Origin of the sequence: Hyphomonas sp., from assembly GCF_022844445.1 — a bacterium.
Lineage (GTDB): Bacteria > Pseudomonadota > Alphaproteobacteria > Caulobacterales > Hyphomonadaceae > Hyphomonas.
In genome coordinates this window covers 23,485-36,527 of the sequence record NZ_JALHLS010000011.1, presented here as the reverse complement: position 1 = coordinate 36,527, position 13,043 = coordinate 23,485, and the positions used below count along the sequence as shown (strand labels likewise).

General features: G+C 62.1%; 15 protein-coding genes and 2 tRNA genes. 6 read left to right on the top strand and 11 right to left on the bottom strand.

The annotated features are described in order from the left end of the window. Positions 1-32: 32 nt before the first annotated feature. Positions 33-455 carry a DUF3237 domain-containing protein gene (locus Q0C17_RS12800; RefSeq protein WP_291206928.1) on the top strand — a complete coding sequence of 141 codons (423 nt, stop codon included), beginning with the start codon at positions 33-35 and terminating at the stop codon, positions 453-455. Here the strand turns inward: Q0C17_RS12800 and Q0C17_RS12795 are convergent. Next, positions 452-1,702: a flavin-dependent oxidoreductase gene (locus Q0C17_RS12795; protein ID WP_291206925.1), complete on the bottom strand. Its 1,251-nt coding sequence runs from the start codon at positions 1,700-1,702 to the stop codon at positions 452-454. The genes Q0C17_RS12800 and Q0C17_RS12795 overlap by 4 nt on opposite strands. A 66-nt stretch (positions 1,703-1,768) precedes the next feature. Here Q0C17_RS12795 and metC point away from each other — a divergent pair, with 66 nt between their 5' ends. The 3 genes from metC (at position 1,769) to Q0C17_RS12780 (ending at position 4,125) form a co-directional block, all read left to right on the top strand. Beyond that, positions 1,769-2,941, top strand: coding sequence for a cystathionine beta-lyase (metC, locus tag Q0C17_RS12790; RefSeq protein ID WP_291206922.1), 1,173 nt, complete (start codon positions 1,769-1,771; stop codon positions 2,939-2,941). Then, positions 2,938-3,549, top strand: a complete 612-nt coding sequence (locus Q0C17_RS12785; protein WP_291206919.1) for a methyltransferase domain-containing protein — start codon at positions 2,938-2,940, stop codon at positions 3,547-3,549. The genes metC and Q0C17_RS12785 overlap by 4 nt, the downstream gene beginning before the upstream one ends. A 66-nt stretch (positions 3,550-3,615) precedes the next feature. Continuing rightward, positions 3,616-4,125, top strand: a complete 510-nt coding sequence (locus tag Q0C17_RS12780; RefSeq protein WP_291206916.1) for a CreA family protein — start codon at positions 3,616-3,618, stop codon at positions 4,123-4,125. A gap of 16 nt (positions 4,126-4,141) precedes the next feature. On the opposite strand, the gene Q0C17_RS12775 is transcribed toward Q0C17_RS12780, so the two are convergent. Both Q0C17_RS12775 and ybaL read right to left on the bottom strand, forming a co-directional pair. Further along, positions 4,142-4,537 (bottom strand): rhodanese-like domain-containing protein, encoded by a 396-nt coding sequence (locus tag Q0C17_RS12775; RefSeq protein WP_291206913.1) that lies wholly within the window; start codon positions 4,535-4,537, stop codon positions 4,142-4,144. Between the two features lie 121 nt (positions 4,538-4,658). Continuing rightward, the gene (ybaL, locus tag Q0C17_RS12770; RefSeq protein WP_291206911.1) at positions 4,659-6,371 is read right to left on the bottom strand and encodes a YbaL family putative K(+) efflux transporter; all 1,713 of its coding nucleotides are present in this window, start codon (positions 6,369-6,371) and stop codon (positions 4,659-4,661) included. Between the two features lie 104 nt (positions 6,372-6,475). Between ybaL and Q0C17_RS12765 the strand changes: the two genes are divergently transcribed. Next, complete coding sequence (locus Q0C17_RS12765) at positions 6,476-7,891, top strand: phosphomannomutase (protein ID WP_291206908.1); 1,416 nt, start codon at positions 6,476-6,478, stop codon at positions 7,889-7,891. Between the two features lie 9 nt (positions 7,892-7,900). Here Q0C17_RS12765 and Q0C17_RS12760 read toward each other — a convergent pair whose 3' ends face one another. The 8 genes from Q0C17_RS12760 to Q0C17_RS12725 form a co-directional block, all read right to left on the bottom strand. After that, positions 7,901-8,692 carry a DUF4145 domain-containing protein gene (locus tag Q0C17_RS12760; protein ID WP_291206905.1) on the bottom strand — a complete coding sequence of 264 codons (792 nt, stop codon included), beginning with the start codon at positions 8,690-8,692 and terminating at the stop codon, positions 7,901-7,903. Positions 8,693-8,715: 23 nt separating this feature from the next. Next, a tRNA-Arg gene (locus Q0C17_RS12755) sits at positions 8,716-8,793 on the bottom strand. A gap of 24 nt (positions 8,794-8,817) precedes the next feature. Continuing rightward, a complete protein-coding gene (locus Q0C17_RS12750) occupies positions 8,818-9,948 on the bottom strand; it encodes a sterol desaturase family protein (protein WP_291206902.1) in 1,131 nt (376 codons plus the stop codon). A 4-nt stretch (positions 9,949-9,952) separates the two neighbouring features. Then, positions 9,953-10,261 carry an ETC complex I subunit gene (locus tag Q0C17_RS12745; RefSeq protein ID WP_291206899.1) on the bottom strand — a complete coding sequence of 103 codons (309 nt, stop codon included), beginning with the start codon at positions 10,259-10,261 and terminating at the stop codon, positions 9,953-9,955. A 28-nt stretch (positions 10,262-10,289) separates the two neighbouring features. Then, positions 10,290-10,366 (bottom strand) — tRNA-Pro (locus tag Q0C17_RS12740). Between the two features lie 60 nt (positions 10,367-10,426). Further along, a complete protein-coding gene (locus tag Q0C17_RS12735; RefSeq protein WP_291206896.1) occupies positions 10,427-10,897 on the bottom strand; it encodes a DUF192 domain-containing protein in 471 nt (156 codons plus the stop codon). A gap of 45 nt (positions 10,898-10,942) precedes the next feature. Continuing rightward, positions 10,943-11,524, bottom strand: coding sequence for a cold-shock protein (locus tag Q0C17_RS12730; RefSeq protein ID WP_291206893.1), 582 nt, complete (start codon positions 11,522-11,524; stop codon positions 10,943-10,945). Between the two features lie 334 nt (positions 11,525-11,858). Next, a complete protein-coding gene (locus Q0C17_RS12725; RefSeq protein ID WP_366914825.1) occupies positions 11,859-12,578 on the bottom strand; it encodes a Sir2 family NAD-dependent protein deacetylase in 720 nt (239 codons plus the stop codon). A gap of 44 nt (positions 12,579-12,622) precedes the next feature. Here Q0C17_RS12725 and Q0C17_RS12720 point away from each other — a divergent pair, with 44 nt between their 5' ends. Then, positions 12,623-13,042, top strand: a complete 420-nt coding sequence (locus tag Q0C17_RS12720) for a VOC family protein (protein WP_291206887.1) — start codon at positions 12,623-12,625, stop codon at positions 13,040-13,042. Position 13,043: the final 1 nt, after the last annotated feature.

The following is a 13,043-nucleotide window of genomic DNA, read 5'->3' as shown; positions in this document are numbered from 1 at the left end:
CGGACAATTCCAACAGCTGTTGCGAGAACATTGTGATTCCCTCCCTGACCCCCGTTGCCCAGCTTGAAGTTTTCATCGCCCGGCCGCTTGTCATCGGGGCTGCGGAGGCAGGGATTCGCGAGGTCATTCCCATCACCGGCGGCAGTGTCGATGGCCCGCTGCTGCAAGGCACAGTCCTTCCCGGCGGTGCGGACTGGTGCCTGACAAGGCCCGACGGCATTGCCGAAGTCTGGGCGCGTTACACGATCCAGACAAATGAGGGTCATCTGGTCTCCATCATCAATTCAGGCTTCGCGCATCCCAACGGCGACGGCAGCTATGGCGGCCGCACAATTCCACGCTTTGAAGTCGCCACCGGCCCGCTGGACTGGCTTTGCCGCAGCGTGTTCGTCGGAACGCTTCTGGCTCACGCAAGCGGCGACAGGGTGAACCTCGCGTTCTTCAGGGTCGATTAAGTGCTGCCGAGGATCGGCGGTCTGGCGTTCAATTCTGCAATAGTGAAGCCCGCTACCTTCTTGTAGGAGGCGGCGACGTCTTCGAGCTCCTCCCGTGCCAACACATCGCCGATCCTCGCGAAGCCCTGGGGTGCGCGCTCCTCGACGAGCTGCATCACCTGCTCCGGCCCGTTGCGGCGATTGGCAAGCACGATGGCCGAAGTAGCAGGGCGGCGTTCCGTCTCATAGGCTTCCAGTGCCTCAGGAACCTCTCCGCGCGCCCTGATCTCTCGCGCCAGCACCCGCGCATCGAGGATTGCCTGCGACGCGCCATTGGAGCCGATCGGATACATGGCGTGGGCTGCATCGCCCAGAAGCGTTGCCCGGCCATGGGTCCATTTCGGCAGCGGGTCGCGGTCGACCATCGGGTATTCGAAGCAGCCGCCGGAAGCGTGCACCAGTTCCGGCACATCCAGCCAGCCAAAGCGCCAGCTCTCGAACTGTGGCAGAAAGTCCGCAAAGTCGCCCTTCCGGTTCCAGTCCTCGCGCCGCCAGACGTGGCCGGGCTCGAATTTCAGTTCGGCGATCCAGTTGATCACCGGTTCGCCCGCCTGCTGCGGCGCAATCGGGTAGCACACGAACTTCTGGAACTCGTGGCCCGCCATGATCATGCTGCGGTTGTCGAGGATGGCCCTGCCCCGCGTCACGCCCCGCCACAGCACGGCGCCGTTCCAGATCGGTGGTCCTTCGTCAGAATAGAGCTTCGCCCGCACTGTGGAGTTGATGCCATCGGCACCAATCAGCAAGTTCCCGCTGACCTTGACCCTCTCGTTGTCTTCCCGGCGCAGGAATGTGGCCTCGATGCCGCCCGTCTCGCGCCAGTCTACCAGTTGATGGCCGGTGGCGATGCGCTCTGGCCCCAGCCGCTCCATGGCGGCATCGAGAAGGATTTGCTGCAGTGTGCCCCGGTTGATCGAAATCTGCGGCCAGTTGTATCCCGCCGCACGGCCCCGTGGCTCGCGCCAGATCTCCTGTCCGCGCTTGCTGAAATAAGCCAGCGCCGCCGTCTGCACGCCGGCCGCCAGCAATTGCTTCTCAAGGCCCAGTTCGAAGAGTTCACGCACCGCATGGGGCAGGATGTTGATGCCAACGCCCACCGGCTCGATCTTCCGCACCGCCTCGAAAATCCTGACGTCCACGCTCGCCTGGGCGAGGCTCAACCCCGCCACAAGCCCGCCGATTCCCGCTCCCGCCACAATAACCGTCATGCCGTCAGACACCTTCCCCCTGTGCTTGCCTCATGCTACCGCTCTTGTTAGTCAATGGCGCAGAACATGTCGAAATCAAAACCCGATCTCTCCACCCTCTCCCCGCAGACGAAGCTCGTGGCGGCGGGCCGCGACTATGGCGAGCATGGCTTCGTCAACCCTGCCGTCTATCACGGGTCGACCGTGCTGTTTCCCACGGCAAAGTCGCTGCACGACCGGTCGCAGACCTATGTTTACGGAAGGCGGGGCACGCCCACATCGCGCGCCGTCGAGGAGGCCGTGGCCCTCGTCGAGGGCGGGCACAATGCCAAGATGCTGCCGTCCGGCATGGCGGCGATCTCGACCGCCCTCCTCGCCTTTCTGAAATCCGGCGATCACCTGCTGATGGTCGATACAGTCTATTTTCCCGCCCGCCAGTTCTGCGATGGGCTGCTGAAGGGCCTCGGCATCGAGACGACCTACTACGACCCGATGATCGGCCGCGGCATCGCCTCGCTCATCCGGCCCAACACCCGCGTCGTCTATTGCGAAACGCCCGGTTCGCAAACGATGGAGGTGCAGGACATGCCGTCGATCGCGCAAGCCGCGCACCAGGCGGGCGCCATCGTGATGGTCGACAACACCTGGGGTGCTGGCCATTTCTTCAAGGCCTTCGAGCATGGGGCCGACGTCTCGGTCCAGGCGGCGACGAAATATCTCGTCGGCCATTCGGATGCGATGATGGGCACCGTCACCTGCAACGCCGCGACGTGGGAGCAGTTTAAAGACGCCTACGAAAGCATGGGCCAGTTCGCCGGGCCTGACGACATGTACCTGACGCTCCGCGGCATCCATACGCTCGATGTGCGCCTCGAGCGCCACATGAAGAATGCGATCGCGGTTGCCGAATGGCTGCGCTCGCGCGACGAGGTTGAAACCGTGCTTTACCCGGCGCTCAGCAATGCGCCGGGACACGATATCTGGAAGCGCGATTTCAAAGGCGCATCGGGCCTGTTCTCGGTGGTGCTGAAACCATGCGCGGACGATGCCGTCGATTCCTTTCTCGACCGGCTTGCGCTGTTCGGCATGGGCTACAGCTGGGGCGGTTTCGAGAGCCTGTGCATACCCTTCAAGCCGCTGCGCACCGCAACGGCGTGGACGGCGCCGGGCCCGTGCCTTCGCTTTCACATCGGGCTTGAAAGCCCGGACGATCTCATCACTGACCTGACGGACGGATTCAAAGGACTCCAATCAGCATGACCACGCAGCGCAAGGTTCTCAATGTCGGGGGCAACAACAAGGAGATCCGCATTCCGCAATACTATGCGGGCTTCGAACATCTGCTGCTCGATATCGATCCTGTGGGCAAGCCCGACATCGTCTGCGATGCGCGCGCCATGAAGAGCCTTTCCGCCGCGCAGTTCGATGCGATCTACTGCTCGCACAACCTCGAGCACTTCTTCGCGCATGACGTGCCAAAGGTGCTGTCAGGCTTTCTGCATGTGCTGCGCCCCGACGGGTTTGCCGAAATCCGTGTTCCCGATCTCGACCTCGTCATGAAGGCCTATGTCGCGAAGAACCTCGATATCGAGAGCGTGCTCTACCAGTCGGGCGCCGGCCCGATCCTGGTGCGCGACGTGCTCTACGGCTTTGGCAAGCAGATCGAGCGTTCGGGCGTCGATTTCTATGCCCACAAGACCGGCTTCACGCATGCGTCGCTCACGCGCGCCCTTTTCGCAGCCGGCTTCAAGTATTGCGTGCAACGCAAGGGAAGGGGCGATTTCGAACTGCTGGTCTATGCCTTCCGCGACAGGCCGACGGATTTCCACGAGGGCCTCTTAAACTTCAAGATGAAGGCGGATGCCTGATCCGGCATTGATCTTTCATCGATCATGATTACCTGAGGCCCTGAAGGATTTTCCGGAGGGATGGTGATGAAGTCGATTTTGGCATTCGGCGCGGCGCTGCTGTTATCGGCGGGCGTGGCACTGGCGCAGGCGAGCGACGATCCCGAGTTGATCTTCAAGAAGACGACCGTTTGGCGCATGCTCTCGCCCGATGCGAAGCTCGCGACCTATGTGATCGACGATCCCACGGTCACCGGCGTTTCCTGCTATTTTACGGTGCCCGAAATCGGCGGCTGGAGCGGCTGGGCGGGCTTTGCCGAGGAGCGTTCCGAAACCTCGCTTGCCTGCCGCCAGACGGGGCCGGTGACGATCAGCGCCAAGTTCGAACAGGGCGAGCAGATTTTCCGCCAGCGCCGCTCGCTGTTCTTCAAGAAGATGCAGATCGTGCGCGGCTGCGATCCGAAGCGCAATGTGCTGGTCTATCTCGCCTATACCGACAAGCTGATCGAGGGCAGCCCGCAGAACTCGACGTCGACGGTGCCCATCATGCCGTGGGGAAATCTTCCCGCACCGAAATGCGGGGACTTCCTCCAGTAGCAGCGGCGCCAGCGCTTCACATGCCGGGTTCGATCGGCCGTTCGATCTCGCCGCCGCTCTCCGCCCAGTCCTTGAAGGCGCCGAGGTTCAGAACCTTCTGGTAGCCCAGATCCTTCAGCGTCTTGCCGCTCAAGGCCGAGCGGCCGCCGGAAGCGCAATAAACGAGAACGGTTTTCGACTTGTCGAACCGCTTGTCGTGATAGGGTGACTCAGGGTCTGCCCTGAACTCCAGCATGCCGCGGGAGACATGCACCGCGCCCTGCACCTTGCCGCTGCTTTCCACTTCCGGAGAATCTCGCACGTCGAGCACCAGAACATCTCCCGAAACCATCAGGTCCTTCGCCTCGGCGGGCGAGATGCGCGGCACCACTGCGTTGGCGGCTTCCATCATCTGTTTCACGCTTGCTGGCATCTTCATCTCCATCAAGTTGCCGGTTCGCCGTCGCTGGCAAAGAATCTAATCCTCCGCAATGCCATCGGCAATTAGCCAAAACGGATGATCGCCGTGCCCGTCTTGCATGCCGGGAGACGGCTCATGCGGAAGGAGAAGCCCCGCCGGTCTGTGCCGTCAGCCGCTGCAGCATGCCATCGGCGATTTCATCCTCGCCCATCAGCACATGCCCGGCGCCGAGCGACCGGAGATATTGGACCGCCTCGTTCGAATGCGCGCGTGCGATGATCCCGATCGCCGGATTGGCAATGCGTGCCGCCTCGATGATGTGACCCGCCTCGAAGGCATCCGGAATGGCGGTGATCAGCCACTTCGCCTCGCCGAGGTTCAGCCGCTCCAGAAGGGCCGGTTCGCCGCAGGGCCCGGCATATATCTCGATCCCCTTTTCGCGCAGGCCGGTCACCAGGTCTTCGTCGGCCTCGACCACCAGAAACGGCATTCGCCTGGCACTCAGCTCCGCGCCGACGCGCGAGCCGACCCGGCCATGCCCCACGAGAATCACATGATCGCTGAGAACCGTCGGCTTCTCGTCGCGCCCGCGTTGGGGCGGCGGCTGGTCGGGCACCGCCGCAGGCGCCTCGGCAGCCGTGACGCGGCCAAGCGCCAGGAACAGCAGCGGATTGAGGAGGATCGAGAGGATGGCGCCGGCCACGACGAGATCCCGCGCGGCATCCGGCACGATCTGCAAGCTGCCGCCCAGCACCACGAGGATGAAGGAGAATTCGCCGATCTGCGCGAGGCTTGCCGAAATCGTCAGCGCCACGTCGCGGCTGTGGCCGAAGGCGCGGACGATCAGATAGGCAGCGGCGGATTTTCCCAGCACGATGATGAAGAAGGTAGCGAGAACCGCCAGCGGCGCGCTCAGCAGCACGGCCGGGTCGAGCAGCATGCCAACGGAGACGAAGAACAGCACTGCGAAGGCATCGCGCAGCGGCAGGGTTTCCTTGGCGGCCTGGGTGCTCAATTGCGATTCCGCCAGCACCATGCCCGCGAAGAAGGCGCCGAGCGCGAAGGACACGCCGAACAGGCTGGCAGAGCCATAGGCAACGCCCAGCGCAATCGCCAGAACCGCAAGGCGGAACAGTTCGCGCGAGCCGGTATGGGCCACGTAGTGCAGCACCCACGGGATGATACGGCGGCCGACGATCAGCATCAGCGCCACGAAGATGCCGACTTTCACGCCCGTCAGCAGCAGCGTCGTCCAGATCGGGCCGATGCCGAGCGCCAGCACAAGCCCGAGGTTTCCGGTGGTCGCCGGCGCTGTGCCGCCCAGAAAGCCCGCCAGCGGCGGCAACAGCACGAGCGTCAGCACCATCACCAGGTCTTCGACGATCAGCCAGCCGACGGCGATTCGCCCACGCTCGGTTTCGACCAGCCGCCTTTCCTGCAGGGCACGCAGCAGCACCACGGTGCTGGCCACCGAAAGGCATAGTCCGAACACCACGCCCGCCCCCCAGGGCCATCCCATGGCCCAGCCCAGCCCCGTGCCAAGGAGCGTTGCCACCGCGATCTGTCCGATGGCGCCCGGAATGGCGATGGCCCGCACCGAGAGCAGATCCTTCAGCGAAAAATGCAGGCCGACGCCGAACATCAGCAGGATGACGCCGATTTCAGCGAGTTCGGTGGCCAGTTCCTGGTCCGCCACATAGCCAGGCGTGAAGGGGCCGACCACGATCCCCGCCAGCAGATAGCCGACGATCGGCGGCAGCCGCATGCGCTGTGCCAGAAGGCCCAGAACGAAAGCGAGTGCCAGGCCAATGGCGATGGTGGCGATCAGCGGCGTATCGTGCGGCATTGGTCCTCATGCATGGCGGTCAGATTTGTTTCGGGGCACAAGCGTTTGCACCCCTGAGGGCGATGACAGATTATAGAGGCGGGAACCCCAGGATGGAATCACCAATGAGCCTGAAAGTTGCAGAGATCACGGCGCGAAGCGGCGTCGCCTTCGGCACCAGCGGGGCGCGCGGGTTGGTGACGGGCTTCACGCCGGAGGTTTGCTTGAGCCTCACGCAAGGGTTCCTGAAGCTTCCGGGCATCAAGCGCGGCACGGTGCTTCTGGGCCACGATCTTCGCCCCAGCAGCCCCGGCATCGCGCGGGCCGTCATCGCGGCGGCCGAAGCGGCGGGGCATTCCGTCATCTTCGCAGGCGTGCTGCCGACACCGGCATTGGCCTATGCCGCCACGCAGATGGGCCTTCCCGCCATCATGGTGACGGGTAGCCACATCCCCTTCGACCGCAACGGCATCAAGTTCTACCGCGCCGAGGGCGAGATCACCAAAGCCGACGAGCAGGCGATGATGGCGGCGGAGGCGCCACTCTCCCCCCTCGTGCTGAAGCCCCTGCCCGAGGCGGACCCGCGCGCCGTTGAGGTTTATACCGCCCGCTGCACCGGCGCCCTTGCGGATGATGCGCTGGCGGGATTGCGGATCGGCATCTACGAGCATTCGGGCGTGGCGCGCGATCTCATGCACGCCATTTTCCGCGCGCTGGGTGCCGGAACAACAGGCCTTGGCCGCACGGACACCTTCGTTCCCATCGATACCGAATCCCTCACCCCGGAAGACCGCAAGCTCGGGCGCGACTGGTCGGCGGAACACGGCTTCGACGCCATCATCTCGACCGATGGCGATGCCGACCGTCCACTCGTTTCCGACGAGCGTGGCCAATGGCTGCGCGGCGACGTGCTGGGCATCCTCGCGGCAAAGGCGGTGGGCGCGAAGACGGTGGTGACGCCCGTCAACAGCAACACGGCACTGGAGAAATGCGGCGCCTTCCCGCATATCATCCGTACACGGATCGGATCGCCCTATGTGCTGGCAGGAATGGGGCAAGCAACTGTTGAGCCCGTCGTCGGCTACGAAGCCAATGGCGGCTTCCTGCTCGGCAGCGATGTGACAATCGATGGCCGCACGATCAAGGCCCTGCCGACGCGCGATGCCCTGCTCCCCATGCTGCTGGTGCTCGCGGCGGCAAGGTCAGTGGGGAGCGTCTCGAAACTGCTATCCACGCTCCCCCCGCGCTTCACCCACAGCGACCGCATCAAGGATTTCGCCACCGAGCAAAGCCGCGCGCTGATCGCAAGGCTGGCCGGTGATCACGCCGCCGCCGCAAAACTGATGGCCCCGCACTCCGGCAAGCTCGTGAACATCGACACCACCGACGGCTTCCGCGCCAGTTTCGAAAACGGCGACATCGTGCATCTCCGCCCCTCCGGCAACGCCCCGGAACTCAGGTGCTATGCAGAGGCAGAGACTGCGGAGAAGGCGGAAGGGTTGTGTGTGGAGTGTTTGTGCCGATCTAGCTCTCAAATCTGAGAACAGATCTTAGCCTCCATCTCTTCGTTCTATGGCTTTCAGCGCGGTTTCTGGCAATCTAGCGAACATCTCTTCAATGTGCTTCGGCTGGCTGATCATGATTTCAACAATAAGATTTACCAGCTTAAAAAGCTCTTCCGCCGTAGCTCTGTCGTCACTCAGATCTATTTGACCGGGATGAACAGCATTGTTTCCTACAACTCGAACAACATCGAGTGCTCTTTGCACCCGAATGTCGAGACCCTTCTTCACAAGAGCTGCTATATCTTCATCAATGTTTTTGCCCTTTTCACCGAGCTCTTTGCATAACTTCTGCACACATAGCCGAAGCAGCGCGGCTGCTCCTCTCGGGGATGCATTCAGGATTACACTTGCTTCGTCATAGTCTCTCTTGATGTTTTCAGGGAGATCAGAACTGGGCAATGGCGCTTCGCCATGCTGTGGCCAAAGTAGTTTATTGTAGAGCCACAATGAAATCTGGTGACAATTGAAGCATTCCGAAACATTGAAATTACTGATCTCGCGACTACGCCGATCGACATCATCACCTAAAAACGGATGCCCAAGGGCTTTGCGCTTGGCCCAGTTCCTATAGTGCTCGCGTACATTCACATCCGTGAAGTCTTCAAAAGGGATAGTCTTCAGAAACTCCTCCGTAAAAACTACGGGCGCCTGACTTGACTCCATTTTCAATGCATTGGTGGTGAACCAAAACTGCTTAGCAAGCGCTCCACAATGCGGACAATTAAAAGCTAACTCGCTGATAGAGGGAGGTACATATCTCGTTCGAGTATCTGCCATTGCACCTTTCACCGAATCAAAAATGGCGACCCCGGTTGGATTCGAACCAACGACCTAATGCTTAGAAGGCATTTGCTCTAGTCCAGCTGAGCTACGGAGTCTTGCCGAGACCGGGGTTTAGCCGATCATCTCTTGAATGGGTAGAGGAACTGCTTCCAATACCCAAGAGGCACCGGATGGCCCTTGATGCCATAGGCCTTGGGCCAGCGGGTTTCCGGCATGTGGTGGGTGCCGAAGAGCCGGTCGAACAGCGGGAAATGGATGGCGAAGTTCACGTCGATGGCTTCGCGCTCCTCGCCGTGGTGCCAGTGATGGAAGCGGGGCGTGGCAACGTATGGCTCGGCGGCCTTCAGGTTCCAGCCCACATTGGCGTGGATGAAGGCGGAATAGAAATAGACGATCAGCAGGTAGATCTGGATCGCCAGCGGGTTGAACCCCAGCGTGAACATGGGGATCGCCGTCACCCCCCGCAGCACGATCACCTCGAGGAAATGCATGCGGGCGCCGGCGATCCAGTCCATGGATTTGGCCGAGTGGTGGACGGCATGGAAGCGCCAGAGGGCCGGCACGCGGTGGAAGGCGCGGTGCAGCCAGTATTGCACGAAGTCGGTGAAGAACATGATCAGCACCACCTGCACCACCATCGGCAGGGCGAAGACGGCGGCGCGGAAGCCTTCCCAGGCATTCGCCGCGTTGATGGCGTTGGCGGGCGCCATGGCAAGATATGTCAGCACCTGCACCATCATCGAGGAGACGAAGTAGTAGAACAGGTCTTCGCGCCATTCGGTGCGGAACAGGCGCTGCTCGCGCTTCAGGGGAAAGGCCCGCTCGATGGGAACGAACAGCAGGCCGGTCAGCACCACGTTCAGCACGAAGAAATCGAGCCCGAAGAACAGGCCTTCGCGGCTCGTCTCGACGCTGCCGAACTGGGCGATGAAGCCGGCGATCAGCGTCAGCCCGATGGCGGTCAGCCCGAGGATGCGGTTGGGCCTGAGCACGAGGTTCAGCAGCGCCAGCGCGAAGCCGGCCACCATCACCGCCATCAGCCCCAAGCTGAACCACGGGTGATCGAAGATGGGCCGCAATTCCGGCATGATGAAGACGCCGGGAAAGGCGCGGCACAGGCTCAGGAACAGCGCGGCCACGCTGAAAAGGAAGGCGAGCAGGCCGGAGAGCCAGCCGGAGCCGAGTTTGCGTTCCTCCGGCTTCGTCTCGAGTTCGGAGCGGAGCTTCTGGCGGAACGTCGGCTTGTTCATGGTGTCAGTGCGTCCAGTTCACCGAACGGCCGAACTTGAAATTGTCGGAATAGGATTTCTTGACGAGGCGGCCCGCCGGCGCCTCCGGCATCACGGTGTAGGCGAGGCCCTCGCGCTCGCAGTAAGCGATTGCCTCTTCCTTTGAGTCAAAGGTGAGCTTCACTTGCTGGCGCATGTCGTTCGACGAGGTCCAGCCCATCAGCGGGTCCACCGTACGGGGAGCTGCCGCCTCGTGCTCCAGAACCCAGTGATCAGACTTGCCCTTGCCGGACTGCATGGCGTTGCGGGCTGGCTTGTAGATGCGGACGGGCATGTCACTTCTCTCCGGTGGCGGGAAAGGCTGGTCGGGGAGGTCAGATTCGAACTGACGACCCCCTGCTCCCAAAGCAGGTGCGCTACCAGACTGCGCTACACCCCGATTTGCCTTCGTGTGCCCCGGCTCTTATCCGAGAATGGCCCATGGGGGCAAGGCTGGCGTTCAATCCTTGTTCCTGAACACACGGTGATAGACCGTGTCGCCCGCCCGGATGCCAAGGCGCTTGGCCGAACCGCCGGCGAGTTCCAGAACGCCCAGCACCGGCTCCTTCACGCCTACCGTATCGAGCGAATGCGGCACCGTGTTCTCGGCGATATAGGCGATGGTGCCGTCTTCCCGGATGAAGAACATGTCGAGCGGGATGTAGGTGTTCTTCATCCACATCGCCACCTGGCGGGGGCTGCCGAAGTCGAACAGCATGCCGCGGTCTTCCGGCAGTCGCTGGCGGAACATCAGGCCCCGGGCGCGCAGCGCATCGGTATCGGCAATCTCCACGGTGAACATCGTCGCATCGGTCTCGGTCGCGATGGTCAGCGGCTCGAGTTTCGAGAGCAGCGCCTCCTCGGCTTGAGCCGTGAGGGGCTGGAGGCCGAGGACGAAAAGGGTGAACAGAGCGATGATGTATTGGCGCATGCCCGCCCTCTTTCCCGCCAATTGTTGCAGAACGATGGCTGCAGGCTAGTTGGTGAGAGGCGGACCGCCCTCGAGCGACGTGCGGACTTCTGCCGCCATCTTGCCCTTGGGGCCATCGCCGAAACGGACATAGACCCAGGTGTCGGGCTGCAGATCGGCGATCGCCGTCTTCCGCAGCGTCTCCATGTGAATGAAGATGTCGGGCATGCCGTCACCCTCGGAGACGAAGCCGAAGCCACGCGCGCGGTTGAACCATTTCACCTTGACCCTGATCCACGGGCTCGAAGGCGTCACCGTGGTGTGGGTGCGCGGCCGGCGTTCCACCGGGTTGATGGCGGTCGACTCATCGATGGTCAGCACCCGCAGGCACTGATAGCCTTTCTGGCGCTCGACCGCCTCGCAGATGATTCGGGTGCCTTCCAGCGGCGCCTCGAAGCCATCGCGCTTCAGGCAACTGAGGTGCAGGAGAATGTCCTGCATGCCATTATCGGGAATGATGAAGCCGTAACCACGCCCCACATCGAACCACTTCACCAATCCACTGATCTGAACAATCCGGACATTGTTTTCAGGCGCCTCACTCAGCCCTGAAACAGTTTCGTCCTTGTAGACGCCGCTAGCCGCCATGTTTACCAACTCTGTGCAAAGGCGGCCAATCGACTTGCCCCACCGCCTGACACTCAACTTGCTCAAGTCTTGTGGATTTGTACAGAGATCACCACAATCTGCAGTGTGGAAAACCTCGCAGCGACACAAGTTTGCAACACACGAGTCCCCGCGCTTTGCTGATGATTTGCTGCAAGCTGCGGTAATTCATGACGAATTCGGATAAGGCTTCAGCGCTGCGAGTCGTTATGAGTTTTCGCGTCTCCGATCGAAGCCCGGGTCACATTTTCGCCATCGGCTGCGAAGACGGCGGAGGAAACGCGTGATTCCATCTTTGCGCGAAAGTGATTCGCTCTCAGAGGCGGCCGATCACTGCCGTCAGCACAGGACCGATTTCGGCGTTGATGACCAGATCGGCGAGGCCGTCGAGCCCTGTCGGCTCGCGGTTGATGATGACCAGCGGTGTGCGGTTCTGCTTGGCGGTCACCGGAAAGCCCGCGGCGGGGAAGACCTGCAGCGAGGAGCCAATGGCAAGGAAGAGATCGGCATTGAAGGTTGCCGCGCGCGCATCCGCCATCTGCTGGTCGGGCATCGGCTGGCCGAACGAGATGGTGGCGGACTTGACGATGCCCTCGCAGCTCACGCAGGAAGGCGCCGCGTTTGCTTGTGCGATCGCGGCCTTCACCCAGTCGATCTCGTGGCGCAGCCCGCAGGAGAGGCAGGTGGCATAGGTGCCGTTGCCGTGAATCTCGATGATCCGTTCGGCCGGCACGCCCGCCTGCTCGTGCAGACCATCGATGTTCTGAGTGATGACGTGGCTCACATGGCCGCGCGCCACGAGTTCGGAAATGGCCCGGTGGCCCGGCCCCGGCGAAGCGTTGCCGATCGTCTCGCGGATCATCAGGAAGCGCCGCCAGGCTTCGAGGCGGGTATCTGCGGATGCCAGGAACTCGCGGAACTCGATCGGCTTGTACTTCGTCCAGAAGCCGCCTGCCGAGCGGAAATCCGGTATGCCGCATTCGGTCGAGACGCCAGCCCCCGTGAACACCACGGCACGGCGGGATTTCTGGACCATCGCCGCCAGTTCTTCTATGTCTCGCTCAAACACGAGGTGAACCCATGAAATATCTCCACACCATGATCCGCGTCTCCAATCTGGAACAATCGGTCGACTTTTTCATCAACAAGCTGGGCTTCGTCGAGCAGCGCCGCTACGAAAACGAGAAGGGACGCTTTACATTGGTGTTCGTGGCCTGTCCTGAAAGCCCCGATGCGCCGGTCGAACTGACCTACAACTGGGACCCGGAAGTCTACACCGGCGGGCGGAACTTCGGGCACCTGGCGCTGGGCGTCGACAACATCTACGACTATTGCGCCAACCTCCAGAAGCACGGCATCACCATCAACCGCCCGCCGCGCGACGGCCGCATGGCCTTCATCAAGACGCCCGACGGCATCTCGATCGAGCTCCTGCAGAAGGGCGACGCGCTCCCCGCAGCCGAGCCCTGGGCCTCGATGCAGAACACGGGAAGCTGGTAGT

Coding starts and splice junctions, on each gene's coding strand:
- Q0C17_RS12795 (WP_291206925.1), bottom strand. CDS start 1,702: ATGACGGTTATTGTGGCGGGAGCGGGAATCGGCGGGCTTGTGGCGGGG.
- metC (WP_291206922.1), top strand. CDS start 1,769: ATGTCGAAATCAAAACCCGATCTCTCCACCCTCTCCCCGCAGACGAAG.
- Q0C17_RS12785 (WP_291206919.1), top strand. CDS start 2,938: ATGACCACGCAGCGCAAGGTTCTCAATGTCGGGGGCAACAACAAGGAG.
- Q0C17_RS12780 (WP_291206916.1), top strand. CDS start 3,616: ATGAAGTCGATTTTGGCATTCGGCGCGGCGCTGCTGTTATCGGCGGGC.
- Q0C17_RS12775 (WP_291206913.1), bottom strand. CDS start 4,537: ATGCCAGCAAGCGTGAAACAGATGATGGAAGCCGCCAACGCAGTGGTG.
- ybaL (WP_291206911.1), bottom strand. CDS start 6,371: ATGCCGCACGATACGCCGCTGATCGCCACCATCGCCATTGGCCTGGCA.
- Q0C17_RS12765 (WP_291206908.1), top strand. CDS start 6,476: ATGAGCCTGAAAGTTGCAGAGATCACGGCGCGAAGCGGCGTCGCCTTC.
- Q0C17_RS12760 (WP_291206905.1), bottom strand. CDS start 8,692: ATGGCAGATACTCGAACGAGATATGTACCTCCCTCTATCAGCGAGTTA.
- Q0C17_RS12750 (WP_291206902.1), bottom strand. CDS start 9,948: ATGAACAAGCCGACGTTCCGCCAGAAGCTCCGCTCCGAACTCGAGACG.
- Q0C17_RS12745 (WP_291206899.1), bottom strand. CDS start 10,261: ATGCCCGTCCGCATCTACAAGCCAGCCCGCAACGCCATGCAGTCCGGC.
- Q0C17_RS12735 (WP_291206896.1), bottom strand. CDS start 10,897: ATGCGCCAATACATCATCGCTCTGTTCACCCTTTTCGTCCTCGGCCTC.
- Q0C17_RS12730 (WP_291206893.1), bottom strand. CDS start 11,524: ATGGCGGCTAGCGGCGTCTACAAGGACGAAACTGTTTCAGGGCTGAGT.
- Q0C17_RS12725 (WP_366914825.1), bottom strand. CDS start 12,578: ATGGTCCAGAAATCCCGCCGTGCCGTGGTGTTCACGGGGGCTGGCGTC.
- Q0C17_RS12720 (WP_291206887.1), top strand. CDS start 12,623: ATGAAATATCTCCACACCATGATCCGCGTCTCCAATCTGGAACAATCG.